Origin of the sequence: Ralstonia pickettii (genome assembly GCF_001699815.1) — a bacterium.
Taxonomy (GTDB): domain Bacteria; phylum Pseudomonadota; class Gammaproteobacteria; order Burkholderiales; family Burkholderiaceae; genus Ralstonia; species Ralstonia thomasii.
Genome location: NZ_MCGB01000087.1, coordinates 132,506 through 146,183, shown reverse-complemented (window position 1 = coordinate 146,183; position 13,678 = coordinate 132,506). Strand labels below are relative to the sequence as shown.

The 13,678-nt window shown below is 65.6% G+C and carries 12 protein-coding genes; 3 read left to right on the top strand and 9 right to left on the bottom strand.

Annotation, left to right across the window (positions count from 1 at the left end; genetic code table 11):
* The coding region (locus BEK68_RS18885; protein WP_065851852.1) for an ABCB family ABC transporter ATP-binding protein/permease at nt 1–2,364 on the bottom strand (2,364 nt) is incomplete at its 3' end.
* 230 nt (nt 2,365–2,594) lie between these two features.
* Here BEK68_RS18885 and BEK68_RS18880 point away from each other — a divergent pair.
* Complete coding sequence (locus tag BEK68_RS18880) at nt 2,595–3,830, top strand: cystathionine gamma-synthase family protein (protein WP_065851849.1); 1,236 nt, start codon at nt 2,595–2,597, stop codon at nt 3,828–3,830.
* Nucleotides 3,831–4,221: 391 nt separating this feature from the next.
* On the opposite strand, the gene BEK68_RS18875 is transcribed toward BEK68_RS18880, so the two are convergent.
* The 7 genes from BEK68_RS18875 to BEK68_RS18845 all read right to left on the bottom strand — a co-directional run bounded on the left by BEK68_RS18875 (nt 4,222) and on the right by BEK68_RS18845 (nt 10,113).
* Nucleotides 4,222–4,548, bottom strand: a complete 327-nt coding sequence (locus BEK68_RS18875) for a cytochrome C oxidase subunit IV family protein (protein WP_028866780.1) — start codon at nt 4,546–4,548, stop codon at nt 4,222–4,224.
* Nucleotides 4,549–4,556: 8 nt separating this feature from the next.
* Nucleotides 4,557–5,246 (bottom strand): heme-copper oxidase subunit III family protein, encoded by a 690-nt coding sequence (locus tag BEK68_RS18870; protein ID WP_028866781.1) that lies wholly within the window; start codon nt 5,244–5,246, stop codon nt 4,557–4,559.
* Complete coding sequence (locus BEK68_RS18865; RefSeq protein ID WP_028866782.1) at nt 5,243–5,851, bottom strand: cytochrome c oxidase subunit 3; 609 nt, start codon at nt 5,849–5,851, stop codon at nt 5,243–5,245. Before BEK68_RS18865 ends, BEK68_RS18870 begins: the two co-directional genes overlap by 4 nt.
* On the bottom strand, nt 5,848–7,641 hold the full coding sequence (ctaD, locus tag BEK68_RS18860) for a cytochrome c oxidase subunit I (protein WP_028866783.1): 1,794 nt from the start codon (nt 7,639–7,641) through the stop codon (nt 5,848–5,850). Before ctaD ends, BEK68_RS18865 begins: the two co-directional genes overlap by 4 nt.
* 12 nt (nt 7,642–7,653) lie before the next feature.
* Nucleotides 7,654–8,811: a cytochrome c oxidase subunit II gene (locus BEK68_RS18855; protein WP_028866784.1), complete on the bottom strand. Its 1,158-nt coding sequence runs from the start codon at nt 8,809–8,811 to the stop codon at nt 7,654–7,656.
* A 233-nt stretch (nt 8,812–9,044) separates the two neighbouring features.
* Nucleotides 9,045–9,557, bottom strand: coding sequence for a hypothetical protein (locus BEK68_RS18850; RefSeq protein WP_004632638.1), 513 nt, complete (start codon nt 9,555–9,557; stop codon nt 9,045–9,047).
* 97 nt (nt 9,558–9,654) lie between these two features.
* Nucleotides 9,655–10,113 (bottom strand): DUF3293 domain-containing protein, encoded by a 459-nt coding sequence (locus BEK68_RS18845; RefSeq protein ID WP_024542631.1) that lies wholly within the window; start codon nt 10,111–10,113, stop codon nt 9,655–9,657.
* Nucleotides 10,114–10,250: 137 nt separating this feature from the next.
* Between BEK68_RS18845 and BEK68_RS18840 the strand changes: the two genes are divergently transcribed.
* Both BEK68_RS18840 and BEK68_RS18835 read left to right on the top strand, forming a co-directional pair.
* On the top strand, nt 10,251–10,706 hold the full coding sequence (locus tag BEK68_RS18840; protein WP_004632644.1) for a universal stress protein: 456 nt from the start codon (nt 10,251–10,253) through the stop codon (nt 10,704–10,706).
* 105 nt (nt 10,707–10,811) lie between these two features.
* Entirely contained in the window at nt 10,812–11,510 is a 699-nt protein-coding gene (locus BEK68_RS18835; protein WP_024542632.1) for a YceH family protein, read from the top strand.
* A gap of 48 nt (nt 11,511–11,558) precedes the next feature.
* On the opposite strand, the gene edd is transcribed toward BEK68_RS18835, so the two are convergent.
* Nucleotides 11,559–13,388 (bottom strand): phosphogluconate dehydratase, encoded by a 1,830-nt coding sequence (gene edd / locus BEK68_RS18830; RefSeq protein WP_004632649.1) that lies wholly within the window; start codon nt 13,386–13,388, stop codon nt 11,559–11,561.
* Nucleotides 13,389–13,678 lie beyond the last annotated feature (290 nt).

Genomic DNA, 13,678 nt, shown 5'->3' with positions numbered 1-13,678 from the left:
CGGCGCCACCGCGCGGATCGGAAAGTCCATCACATACGTGGTGCCGTCACCGTGGGGCAGCGGCACGACGGCAAAGCGCCCGCCGTGCTGCTCCACAACCGAGCGAATCCACAACGGGTCAAGCGTGGCTGCAGGCGTGGCGGCCGTGTCCTGTGCGGTCGCCGCCAGCACAGGGTCGAACGCGCGCGGCTCTTGCCGCAGCGGCGCGAGCGGTTCCACCGGGTCCAGCACGTCGAACGGTGCGGGCGCCGGCGGGGTTGCCGACGGCCCAAAAGCCGACAGGGCGGCGTCGGGCTCCATCTCGGCGGGTGTGTGCGAGGCGGTGGGAATGGCAGCAGCTGCCGCAGCCGGTATGGCAATCGTGTCGGTCACGCGCAATTGCGCCATGCCTTCCACGCGCTCCAGCACGATCTCGATGCGGCTGCCCGGGTGGCTGGCCAGCACGGCGTGGCTCAGCACGTCACCCACGATGCCCTGCAGGCGGCTCGGGTCGCCCGTGATGCTCGGCGTTTCCGAGCGGATGACGGAATACACGGTGATGCGGCGTGCATCGATGCCCTCGCGCAGGCCGTCGAGCACGCTCACCACCAGCGCCACCAGGTTGATCGGCTGCTGTGCAAGCCGGTGCTGGGCCTGTTCCAGGTCGGACTGCTGACGCTGCAGCGTCCAGAGTTGGGCGTAGACACCGTTGGTGGCCAGCAGGTCGGTATGGCGGCCACGCTCGACAATGCGGCCCTTTTCCAGCACGACGATTTCGTGCGCGTCCACCACCGTGGAGAGCCGGTGCGCAATCACCAGCGTCGTGCGATGTGCCGAGAGCCGATCCAGCTCGCGCTGGATGGCGCGTTCGGAGCGTGTATCCAGGGCGGAGGTCGCCTCGTCAAAGATCAGGATCGACGGGTTCTTCAGCAGCGCCCGCGCAATGGCAATGCGCTGCTTTTCACCGCCCGACAGTTTGAGCCCGCGCTCGCCCACCATGGTCTGGTAGCCCTCGGGCAACGCGGCGATGAAGTCGTGCACATAGGCCGCGCGCGCCGCCTCGATCACCTCGGCCATCGTCGCGCCTTCGCGCCCGTAGGCGATGTTGTAGGCGATGGTGTCGTTGAAGAGGATCGTGTCTTGCGGGACGATGCCGATCGCGCGCCGCACGCTGTCCTGCGTGACCACGCGCAGGTCTTGCCCGTCGATGGACACGCGCCCCGCCCACGGGTCGTAGAAGCGCAGCAGCAGCCGCGCCAGCGTCGACTTGCCCGAGCCGCTGCCGCCCACCACCGCCACCGTGTGGCCCGCAGGAATGTGCAGCGACAGCTCGTGCAGGATGGGCCGCGTGTTCTCGTAGCCGAAATCCACGTGGTCGAACTGCACCTCGCCCTGCGTCACGCGCAGCGGTGCGCCGTTGGGCAGGTCCACGACATCGGCGCGCTGCTCAAGCAGTTGGAACAGACGCTCTGCATTGATGGCGGCGTCTTTGGCCTCGCGGAACATGAAGCCCAGCGCGTTGAGCGGCAGGCACACCTGGATGATGTACGCGTTGATCAGCACGAGATCGCCCACCGACAGCACGCCGCGCGTCACGTCCTGCCCGGCCAGCAGCATGACGGTCGCTACACCGCCGGCAATGACGCCGCTTTGCGACACGTGCAGCAATGACAACGCACGCTGGTTGGCCACCGCCGTCTCGATGCGCTGGCGCAGGATGTCGCGGTAGCGGTGGGCCTCGAAGCGCTCGCTGGTGTAGACCTTCACGGCTTCGTGGTTGAGCATGCTGTCGAGCAGCCGGCTGCCGGCCATCGAGTCGAACTCGTTCATCTGCCGCTGCAGGCGCACGCGGCGTCGCGTGAGCAGCACGGTGGCGGTGCAGTAGGCGGCAAACGTGGCCAGGATGGTGACGAGATACCACCCGCTGTAGCGGCTCATCATGATGATGAGTACGGAGCCGATCTCCACCATGGTCGGCAGGATCGTGAACAGCGCGACACCCAGCAGAAACTCGATGCCGGTGGTGCCGCGCTCCACATCGCGGATCAGCCCACCGGTCTGCCGGCTTGCATGAAAGCGCGGCCCGAGCTGGTGCAGGTGCTCGAACGCCTGGGCCATGAAGCCCGCCACCGTGGGCTGGGACACGCGCGAGAACACCATGTCGCGCAGCTCGCCGAACAGCGTGCCGCCAAAGCGCAATACCGCATAAGCCAGCAGCAGGAAGGCCGGAAACACGCGCGCCCGCGTGGCATCGCCAAAGCCGTCGACGATCCACTTGAGCACGATCGGCACGCCCACCGCGCAGAGCTTGGCGAGCACCAGCAGCCCCACGGCCACCAGCACGCGCTTGCGGTAGCGCCAGATTGCGCGCCACAACGCGCCCACGATCCGCTGCTGCAGGCTCGATGCCTCAGCAGGATGGGAAGGGGGGGAGGATGCAGGAGATGGGCTCGTCACCAGGCGTGGAATCCGGTCGGTCTTGCAACGCGAGGTGCGACGCAAGCCATGTTCCACGCCCGCCGGGGTTCTGGCCCCCAGGTGGCCCCTGAATCGCGCGATAATGCAGAACTTTCCTGCCGTTTCCTGCTGTTTCCTGCCTTTCTGCTGCCCCCGCCATGACCGGACTGACCACCGCCCTCCTGCACGCCGACCGCGAAGCCGGCGTCGAGCACTACGCCATCCACAAGCCGCTGCACACGTCCACCACATACGGCTATGCCGATACGCGCGAGCTGATCGACGTGTTCCAGGGCAAGCCCGGCTACACCTACGCGCGCCAGGGCAACCCGACCACGGCGGCACTGGAAGCCAAGATCACGATGATGGAATCAGGTGTGGCCACCGCGTGCTTCGCCACCGGCATGGCAGCCATCATGGCGGTGTTCTCGACCATGCTGCGCGCTGGAGACCACGTGGTCTCCAGCGCCTTCCTGTTCGGCAACACCAACAGCGTGTTCGAAACGCTGCGCAACCTGGGCGTGGAGGTGACGTTCGTCGATGCCACGTCGGCCCAGGCGGTGGCCGACGCGGTGCAGCCGAACACGCGCCTCGTTTTCGTGGAGACCATTGCCAACCCCCGCACCCAAGTGGCCGATCTGAAGGGCATTGGCGATATCTGCAAGGCACGCGGCCTGATCTACGTGGTCGACAGCACGATGACGTCCCCATGGCTGTTCCGCGCGCGCGAGGTGCAGGCGAGCCTCGTGGTGCATTCGCTGTCCAAGTACATCGGCGGGCACGGCAACGCGCTGGGCGGCGCGGTGGTGGATACGGGCCTATTTGGCTGGGCGGCCTATCCGAACATCTATCCGGCCTACCGCAAGGCCAAGCCGGAAATGCAGGGCATCCAGCAGATCCGCAAGAAGGGCCTGCGCGACCAGGGTGCGACGTTGATTGCCGATGCCGCGCACCGCATTGCCGTGGGCGCCGAAACGATGGCCCTGCGCATTGACCGCACCTGCAGCAATGCGCTGGCGCTGGCCCGCACGCTGGCCGCGCACCCGAAGGTGGCACGTGTGTACTACCCCGGCCTGCCGGAGCACCCCCAGCACGCCCGCGCCACCGAGCTGTTCCGCCACTACGGCGGCCTGCTGAGCTTCGAACTGGTGGACGGCGCCGACTACGTCGACATGCTCGACCACCTGCGCTACGCCGTGCGCGCCACGCACCTGGGGGACACGCGCACGCTGGTGATTCCGGTCGCCCCCACCATCTACTGGGAAATGGGTGCTGAGCGCCGCGCGTCGATGGGCATTGCCGATTCGCTCGTGCGCGTGTCGGTCGGCATTGAGGATGAAGCCGATCTGGTGGCGGACTTCACGCAGGCGCTGGACGCCATCCACCTCGGCTAAATCTCATCGCCCTGGCAACGCGGTGGCCCTGGGCAGGGCCGCCCGTTCGCCTGCGAGTGTTGGGGCATCGCGCTCCACGGTCGAACACTCGCATTCCACCGTCGGATGGTGGCGCTCCAGGCGCAAACACTGGCGCTCCACCGTGCGAGCGCCGAACGTGACGCATTGAGGGTCGAACGCCACCGTCACGGGGTCGTGCCCCAATGTCAAACACACGACTGCCGTGCTCGGAGGCTGGCGTTTCAGCCTCCGAGGCTCGAACGCCACTGTCCGAGGCTCACGTTCCGCCCAAAAACATTCGATCCATCCGCACTTTGAGGCTCGCGTTCCGCCCTCCGGGGGCCGGATGCGAGCCTCGCCGGGCCGTCCTAGGCCCCGCCCAGCTCGGGGCTCAATGGAAGAACAGCATGCGCATGCCAAAGGTGTGGTGCGCTTCCGCCGCCATCAGCACCATCAGCACCAGCAACGCCAGCGGCGGCATCAGGATGGCGTACACCAGCGCCAATCGCTCCCACATCATGTGCATGAACACGGAGACGATCAGCCCGGCCTTGGCGATCATGAACACGATGATCAGCGTCCAGCGCATCAGCCCCTGCACGTGGAAATAATCGACCAGGTACGACATCGTGCTCAGCACGAACAACAGGCCCCAGATCTTCAGGTAGATGCCGATGGGGTGTTGTTGCCCGTGGGCAGAGGGTTCCGTGTGGTCCATGTCAGGCCTCACCACAGGTAGAACAACGCAAAGATGAACACCCAGACGAGATCGACGAAGTGCCAGTACAGGCCCGCGATCTCCACGATCTGGAAGTTGCCGTGTTCGGCAAAGCCCGGCTGCAGGATCTTGCGGGCAACCAGCAACAGGTAGATCACGCCGCAGGTCACGTGAAAGCCGTGGAAGCCGGTGATCATGAAAAAGCACGCGCCAAACTGCGCTGCGCCCAGCGGGTTGCCCCACGGGCGGATGCCCTCGTGCACGATCAGCTTGGTCCACTCGAACGCCTGCATCGACACGAACGCCGCGCCCAGGATGGCGGTCGCCAGCATGAGCAGCGCCGCCCGCTTTGCCTCACGCCGGTAGCCGAAGTTCACCGCCATGGCCATCGTGCCGCTGCTGCTGATGAGTACGAACGTCATGATGGCGATCAGCAGGAGCGGCACTTCCACTCCGCCCACCGAGAGCCCGAACACCTTGGACGGGTCGGGCCATGGCGCGGTGGTCGACATGCGCACCGTCATGTAGCCGATCAGGAAGCTGCTGAAGACGAAGGTGTCCGACAGCAGGAAGATCCACATCATGGCCTTGCCCCACGGCACCCTGAAGGTTTCGCGGTCGCCCGACCAGTCGTTGACGACGCCGGGCCAGCCTTCGGCAGAGGTGGCCGGTTCGGTGGGAAGCGCGGAGTTGTTCATGGCGTGGCTCCATACAGCGGCCCGCAGATGGCGCTGACGAAGGCGGGCGTGATCCACCACATTGCGGCCAGCAGCACGAGCCACACGGCCAGCAGGAAGTGCCAGTACGTCGCGCAGAGGGCAACGGCACGTTGGGTGCGATCGGCGTTCTTGCGCAGGCGCGCGACCGTCACCGCCCAGACGACAAGGCCACCGATGACATGCGCAGCATGCAGGCCGGTGAACACATACAGAAAACTGTTGGATGGGTTGACTGCCACGCCTTGCCCGGTGGCAGACAGCTGCTGCCATGCTGCCCATTGGCCGAACACGAACAGCGCGGCAAGCGCGCCACCCGCCAGCAGCCAGATTGCGCGGCGGGCGATCGCGCGCCGTGCCAGTTCCATGGCCACGCTGGCCAGCGCCAGCATGCCGGTGTTCCACCACAGCAGTGCCGGGTGCGGGACGGGCATCCAGTCCGGCTCGCGCATGCGCATGGCGTAGGCCAGGATCAGCAGCGCGAACAGCGCCGTCACCACGGCCATGAAGACGCGCAAGCCCATGCGCCCGGCGTGCGGCAATGCAGGAGATGCATCGGGCGCGAAGTGGCGGGGCAGGGTCGTCATGTGCGCACCCCGCTGGCGGGGAGGATGGAGGTTGCCGGCGCCGTTTCCGTTTCCGCTCCCATGTCGGGAGCGCCGGTGGGCGGTTCGTTCTGCGGCACGAAGTCATCCGCACGGCCGGGCGGGCTGTACTCGTATGCCCAGCGATAAACCACGGGCAGCGTCGGGCCCCAGTTGCCGTGCACGGGCGGTGTCTGCGGCGTCTGCCATTCGAGCGTGGTCGCCCGCCACGGGTTGGCCTCGGCCTTCCTGCCGCGCACGAGGCTCCACGCCAGGTTGAAGAGGAACAGCAGCTGCGCCAGCCCCACGATGATGGCGATGACGGTGATGAACGTGTTCAGCGTCTGCGCGGAGGGTGGGATGAAGCTGTAACCCTCATACGCGTAGTACCGGCGCGGCATGCCCAGCACGCCCAGGTAGTGCATCGGGAAGTAGATCAGGTACGTGCCGATGAAGGTGATCCAGAAATGCGCGCGCCCCAGCGTGTCGTTCAGCATGCGGCCCGTCACCTTCGGATACCAGTGATAGAGCCCGCCAAACACCACCAGGATCGGCGAGACGCCCATCACCATGTGGAAATGCGCAACCACGAAGTACGTGTTGGACAGCGGAATGTCTACGCTGACGTTGCCGAGGAACAGCCCCGTCAACCCACCGATCACGAACGTGCTGATGAAGCCGATGGCGAACAGCATCGGTACGGTCAGGTGGATGTCGCCCCGCCACAGTGTCAGCACCCAGTTGTAGACCTTGAGCGCGGTCGGGATGGCGATGATCAGCGTGGTGGTGGCAAAGAAGAAGCCGAAGTACGGGTTCATGCCCGCCACGAACATGTGGTGAGCCCAGACGACAAAGGACAGCACACCGATGATGAGGATGGCCCACACCATCATCCGGTAGCCGAAGATGTTCTTGCGCGCATGCGTGCTGATGAGGTCCGACACGATGCCGAAGGCGGGCAGCGCGACGATGTAGACCTCGGGGTGGCCGAAGAACCAGAACAGGTGCTGGAACAGCAGCGGGCTGCCGCCGCTGTGCTTGAGCTGCTGCCCCATCGACACCACCGCCGGCACGAAGAAGCTGGTGCCCAGCGTCTTGTCGAGCAGCATCATGATGGCCGACACGAACAGCGCTGGAAACGCCAGCAGCGCGAGCACTGTTGCCGTAAAGATGCCCCACACCGTGAGCGGCATGCGCATGAGCGTCATGCCCCGCGTGCGCGCCTGCAGCGTGGTGGTCACGTAGTTCAGCCCGCCCATGGTGGCCGCCACGATGAAGATCGCGAGCGACACCAGCATCAGCACGATGCCCCATTCGGTGCCCGGCGTGCCCGGCAGGATCGCCTGCGGCGGATACAACGTCCAGCCCGCACCGGTGGGCCCGCCTGGTACGAAAAAGCTCGCCACCAGCACCAGCACGGCCAGCAGATACACCCAGTAGCTGAGCATGTTCAGAAACGGAAACACCATGTCGCGCGCGCCCAGCATCAGCGGGATCAGGTAGTTGCCGAAGCCGCCCAGGAACAGCGCCGTGAGCAGGTAGATCACCATGATCATTCCGTGCATGGTGACGAACTGGTAGTAGTGGTTGGCGTCGATAAAGTCGAACTTGCCCGGAAAGCCCAGCTGCAGCCGCATCAGGTTCGACAGCACAAGCCCGACCAGCCCGATGGCGATGGCCGTGAGCGAGTACTGCACCGCGATGACCTTGTGGTCCTGGCTCCAGACATAGCGCGTCCAGAAGCTCTGCGGTGCGTGGCTGTGGTCGCCGTGGTCATTCTTGCCGTAGGACATCGTGCCTCCTCGCTACGGTTTTGCGGCTGTGGCGGGTGCCGGCCCACCTTGCGCCTTGATGTAGGCCACGAGCGCCGAGACTTCCTGCTCGCTCAGGTCGAATATCGGCATGATCGGCGCGAAGCCCTTGACCACGCGCGCTTTCGGATCGCGGATGAAGGCACGCAGATAGGCTTCATCGGCCACGGCGGTCGAGCCGTCGGCCATGATCTGCGTGGAGCCGTACAAACCCTTCCATGTCGGGCCGACGCCAGGGCCGCCATTCACCGAGTGGCAGGCGACGCAGCCCTTGGCCTGGGCGAGCGTCTGGCCTTGCTCGGCCAATGCCTGGCCGCTGCCGCCGGCAACACCTGAGGCGGCCTGCACTTTCGCTTTCTGGCTCTGCTCGAAGGTGGTCTGCTGTGCCAGCCAGCGTGCAAACGATGCCTCGTCTTCCACGACCACCACGCCGCGCATGTTCGAATGCCCGATGCCGCAGAGCTGCGCGCACAGGATGTCGTAGCGGCCTGCCTTGGTGGGTGTGAACCAGAACGTGGTGATCATGCCCGGCACCATGTTCATGCGCGCGCGGAACGGCGGCACATAAAAGTCGTGCAGCACATCGCGCGAGCGCGCCAGCACTTGGATCGGGCGGTTGATCGGCAGGTGCAGTTCGGGTGTTTCGATCAGGTAGTTGTCGCGCCCGTTCGGGTCAGCCGGGTTCATGCCGAACGGGTTGTCGTTGCTCATGTAGCGCACGTCGGTCGTGCCGAGTTTGCCGCCGGGGCCGGCAAAGCGGAAGCGCCATTGCCATTGCTGGCCGAGCACTTCCATCTGCAGGGCGTTTGGCGGGGGGCGTACATAATCGGCATAGACGAACAGGCCGGGCGCGAGCAGCGCTGCCACACCCACGGTGGTGATGCCGATCAGCCACCATTCCAGGCGCTTGTTGTGCGGCTCGTAGGCGGCGCGCCGGTTGGGCTGGCCATCGCGATGGCGATAGCGCAGAAGCGCCGCGACGACGAAGAGGTTGATGGCGACAAACAGCACGCCGGTGATGACGATGGTGATCGTCAGCGTGTCGTCCATGCGCACCCAGTTGGAGGCGATGGGGGTGATCCACCACGGGCTGGCAAAGTGAAACCCCACCGCCAGCACGACGATCAGCACGAGCGCAATCGCAAGGGCCATGGGCACCTCCGGCGAGGGACTCCCTCAACACGCTAAAGACAGGCTAGGTCGCGCACCCGGATCGTGCAAGGCAACGTAAGGACGAGGCGCATCCCGCGTACGGATAGCGCCGATGTGGCATCTGTGTGCTGCGCCGCAATGTAAAACGGCCGCCTCTGGCGTGTGTTGCCAGAGGCGGCCGCTTCCTGATGGCCCCGCTCAGCTTGCGGCGCCGCAGGAAAAAGGTCGATGGTTCAGTGCATGGGTTCGCGCACGCGCCGCTCCAGCATGCCGTAGGTGATGGCCGTCACCACCCCAAACAGCAGGTTCGCCAGGAGTGGCCCCGAGCCGCGCTCCGAAACAAACCACGGAAACACCGCCGTCATGCCGTAGAAGTTGACCACGTACGCCACGATGCCGAAGGCCACGCCGACGGCCGCGAGCATGCCGGGGCTCGAATCGAAGTGGAACGGCGCGATGATGGCCCCGAGGATCATCCCCATGATGGCGCCCAGCACGAAGTGCAGCACGAGCGCCGTGCCCACGATGCTGTAGCTGAACAACGACATCTCTTCCAGTGCGCCCCGGCCCATGATCATGGCGGCGATCTTGTGGGTCGGGCGCCAGGGGCTTTCATTGAGCACCATGGTCGACCAGAAGAACTCGAGCACGATGACCAGTGCCCCGCCCACGAGGCCTGCCACGCTGGCGGCGAGCCAGTCTGGCATGCGGCGCTCCCAATGATGCGATTGCATGTGCAGTTCCATACAAACCTCCTGCTGATGTATCTACGCAAGCACTTAGGAATCGGAAGCGCCACTTGCGGTGCCGCAAAGCGCTGTGCGCCAAGTGCCCTGTGCAGAATCAGTCTGGCAGATACGGGTGCCAACGCAAGGTACAAAATCCATGCGCATCGCACAGCACGACGGCGTTCTGCTCGAACGTGAGCATCAGCGTGTCGGCGATGGCCTCGTCTTCGATGAACAGCAGCAGGCTCGGCTCGGGCGGCCACGTGTTCGAAGGCGCATCCCCCGGCGGGCCGCCTTCGCCAGGCAGCCATGCCATGCCGCGCGCGATGGCCCAGGCAAGCAGCTCGGCCTGCCGCGCAGCGTTTTCATCGGCAGATACCGCGCGGGAGAAAGGCTGATGCGCCGTCACGAAGACGGCCCACGGTGCGTCGGCTTGCGCGAGCAAGGCCGCCACGCATGGGTTGATGGCGTCGACGCGCAGCAGCACGTCGCCTTCCGGCGTGCTGACGCGATACCGCGCGCTGCGGTAAGCGGCAATCAACTCAGGCGTAGGGGCGGGTGGAAGGTGGTGCATTGTTGCGTCGCATGGTCGCGGCCATCTGATCTGGCGCAACGCAAAAGGGCCGTGGATGTCACAGAATAGTGCGTGGGCGGCCATGTTGCTGCCCCGGCACAGTATTCCGACAACCACTCCCCTGCGAGGCTTGAACCATGTACAAGAAGATCCTGGTCGCCATTGATGGCAGCGAAACCAGCAAGCTGGCCCTGGCCGAGGCCGTGCGCCTGGCCAAGGCATTCCAGAGCACCGTCCGCGCCGTCTATATCGTCGACAGCCCCGCCATGCTGTTCGATGTCGGCTATTACGATCCGACCGAGCTGCGCAAGTCGTTTATCCAGGCCGGCACCGCGCTGCTGGCCGACACCGCCGCCACGCTCACCTCTGCCGGTTTGCAGCAGGAAACGGTGCTGGTGGAAACGCAGAGCGTGGGCGAGGATGTGGCGGGCGCCCTGCAGGGCGAAGCGGTGCGCAGCGGCGCCGATGTGGTGGTGATCGGCACGCACGGCCGCCGTGGGTTGGCCCATGTAATGTTGGGTAGCGTGGCTGAGAAGTTCATCCGTCAGGCAACCACGCCGGTGTTGCTGGTGCGCGGTCCGGCCAAGGGCTGAGCTTCGGTTGTTGTTACGCTGGCAGGGCCGCCTGCCTGCGCGCGGCGGATATGATGCTGGGGTCCGATTGGCTCCAACCTGCAGCGTATCCGTCGCCGTCCCATCATGAACATCCATTCCGAGGCTCCACAGCGTCGCGCCATCCGTACCCTGACCGCGCTTGAAGGACGCGTGCTGGGCGTTCTGGTCGAGAAGCAGCACACCGTGCCCGACACCTACCCGCTCACGCTGAACGCGCTGGCGGCCGGCTGCAATCAGAAAACCGCACGTGCGCCTGTCATGTCCGTCACCGAAGCCGAGATCCTCACGGCCATTGATGGGCTGAAATCGCTCAGCCTGGTCATGGAGGGCAGCAGCAGCCGCGTACCGCGCTTCGAGCACAACATGAATCGCGTGCTCGGTGTGCCGAGCCAGTCCATCGCGCTGCTCACCGTGCTGCTGCTGCGCGGCCCGCAGACCGCGGCCGAGCTGCGACTGAACGCGGCGCGGTTCCACGCCTTTGCCGACATCTCATCCGTTGAAGCATTTTTGGAGGAACTGGCTGAGAACGATCCGCCCTACGTCGTGAAGCTGTCGCGTATGCCCGGGGAGCGTGAAAGCCGTTGGATGCACCTGCTGTGCGGCGACGTTGCGCAAGCCGACATGCGGCAGGCCGGCGGCGTTGACGAGTCGATCGTGCCGTCCGAGTTCGAGGCGCTGAAAGCGGAGCAGAAGCAGTTGGCCGACAAGGTGGCCCGGCTGCAGGCGCTTGTCGAGCAGATGGCCGGTGAGCTGGGCATCTCGATCGACAAGTCGATGCTGTAGAGGCAACCGGCCCAGGCATGGGCCTGGACCGGTCGGTCTGGCTTCAGCTTATGCGCCCGCCGAGACGAACAACGTGCAGGCGCCTTCTTCCGCCGGCGACACATTGCGGCGGAAACCCGAGAACAAATCCCGCCCGACGCCTGCGTGGTAGTGCGACAGATCCGGCGCGGTGACCTGGCGGGCATTCCACTCAGCCTCCGGCACGCGCACTTGCAGCGTGCCCGCTTCCGCATCCAGCACGACGATGTCGCCATCGCGCACGCGCGCCAGCGGCCCACCGTTGAGCGCTTCGGGCGTGATGTGAATGGCGGCCGGCACCTTGCCCGACGCGCCCGACATGCGGCCGTCCGTCACCAGCGCCACCTTGAATCCGCGCTCCTGCAGCACCGACAGCGTCGGCGTGAGCTTGTGCAGTTCGGGCATGCCATTGGCGGCCGGGCCCTGGTACGGCAGCACAGCCACAAAATCGCGCTCGAGTTCACCGGCCTTGAAGGCGTTGATCAGATCGTCCTGGGCAAGGAACACGCGCGCCGGCGCTTCCACAAAGCGATGCTCCGGCTTGACCGCCGACACCTTGATGACCGAGCGCCCGATGTTGCCGTCGAGCACGCGCAGGCCGCCGTCCGGCGAGAACGGCTCGGCCACGCCGCGCACGATGTTGGTATCGAGCGAGGCAGCTGCGCCATCGCGCCAGACGAGTTTCTCACCGTCCAGGAACGGCTCCTGCGCATGGCGGCGCAGGCCCTTGCCCATGATCGTTGTCACGTCGTCGTGCAGCAGGCCGGCGTCGATCAGTTCGCGAATGACGATGGAGAGGCCCCCCGCGGCCTGGAACTCGTTCACGTCGGCCTTGCCGTTCGGATACACCCGTGCCAGCAGCGGAATCACGCCCGACAGATCGTTGAAGTCGTCCCACGTGAGCAGGATGCCGGCCGCACGCGCCATCGCAACCAGGTGCAGCGTGTGGTTGGTCGAGCCGCCGGTGGCCAGCAGGCCGACGATGCCGTTGACGAAGGCGCGCTCATCCAGCACGTCGGCAATGGGGGTGTATTGGTCGCCGCTGAAGACGAGCTTGAGCGCCTGGCGAGCCGATTCCCGCGTGAGCGCCTCGCGCAGCGGCGTGTTCGGGTTGATGAACGCGGTGCCCGGCAGGTGCAGGCCCATCACCTCCATCAGCATCTGATTGGAGTTGGCCGTGCCGTAGAACGTGCAGGTGCCGGCCCCGTGGTACGACTTGGATTCGGCTTCCAGCAGGTCGGCGCGCGAGAGTTTGCCTTCTGCGTACAGCTGGCGCGTACGGGCTTTTTCATCGTTGCTGATGCCGGTGGTCATGGGGCCGGCCGGCACGAACACGGCGGGCAGGTGGCCGAACGACAGCGCGCCGATCACCAGCCCCGGCACGATCTTGTCGCACACGCCCAGGTACAGCGCCGCGTCGAACATCTGGTGCGACAGCGCCACGGCCGTCGACAGGGCAATCGTGTCGCGCGAGAACAGCGACAGCTCCATCCCGTCCTGCCCCTGCGTGACGCCATCACACATGGCCGGCACGCCGCCGGCAAACTGCGCGGTGCCGCCGGCGTCCAGCGCCGCCTGCTTGAGCCATGCAGGGAATGCCTCCAGCGGCTGATGCGCCGACAGCATGTCGTTGTACGCCGAGACGATGCCGAGGTTCGGCCGCTCCAGCGCTTTCAGGCGGATCTTCGCTTCGCCTGGCATGGCCGCAAAACCGTGGGCGAGGTTCGTGCACGAGAGCAGCGTACGCTCGACCCTGCGGCCGGCATTCTTGCGGGTGACGTCCAGATAGGCCTGGCGGGGGCCGCGGCTGCGGTCGATGATGCGCTGGGTGACGGCGGCCAATGTGCGGTGCAGGGCCATGCGGGTTCTCCTGGGGGGTAGGTCCGGGCGGGACGGAATGCTGTAATTTTCCTACAAATGCGCCGAATGTGGTGCAGGGTTTTCCACAGGTACCGTATCCGATCAGCGCCAGTCATACCGGCGAGCACGCGAATTGCGTGCCAGAAACCACGCGGAAGGCCACGCTTCCGGGCAAAAGATTCGCGGGAAACGCTTGCCCGGGCAGTTTCAAGAACGCCTTGCTCGCGATGTAGTAATACTACAAAATGAGCTTAAAGCACGTGTTGTCCCGCTAGTCAGCTAGGCTAGCC

Bases quoted from the DNA above. Each gene is read 5' to 3' on its own strand.
- BEK68_RS18880 (WP_065851849.1), top strand. From the start codon at position 2,595: ATGACCGGACTGACCACCGCCCTCCTGCACGCCGACCGCGAAGCCGGC.
- BEK68_RS18875 (WP_028866780.1), bottom strand. From the start codon at position 4,548: ATGGACCACACGGAACCCTCTGCCCACGGGCAACAACACCCCATCGGC.
- BEK68_RS18870 (WP_028866781.1), bottom strand. From the start codon at position 5,246: ATGAACAACTCCGCGCTTCCCACCGAACCGGCCACCTCTGCCGAAGGC.
- BEK68_RS18865 (WP_028866782.1), bottom strand. From the start codon at position 5,851: ATGACGACCCTGCCCCGCCACTTCGCGCCCGATGCATCTCCTGCATTG.
- ctaD (WP_028866783.1), bottom strand. From the start codon at position 7,641: ATGTCCTACGGCAAGAATGACCACGGCGACCACAGCCACGCACCGCAG.
- BEK68_RS18855 (WP_028866784.1), bottom strand. From the start codon at position 8,811: ATGGCCCTTGCGATTGCGCTCGTGCTGATCGTCGTGCTGGCGGTGGGG.
- BEK68_RS18850 (WP_004632638.1), bottom strand. From the start codon at position 9,557: ATGGAACTGCACATGCAATCGCATCATTGGGAGCGCCGCATGCCAGAC.
- BEK68_RS18845 (WP_024542631.1), bottom strand. From the start codon at position 10,113: ATGCACCACCTTCCACCCGCCCCTACGCCTGAGTTGATTGCCGCTTAC.
- BEK68_RS18840 (WP_004632644.1), top strand. From the start codon at position 10,251: ATGTACAAGAAGATCCTGGTCGCCATTGATGGCAGCGAAACCAGCAAG.
- BEK68_RS18835 (WP_024542632.1), top strand. From the start codon at position 10,812: ATGAACATCCATTCCGAGGCTCCACAGCGTCGCGCCATCCGTACCCTG.
- edd (WP_004632649.1), bottom strand. From the start codon at position 13,388: ATGGCCCTGCACCGCACATTGGCCGCCGTCACCCAGCGCATCATCGAC.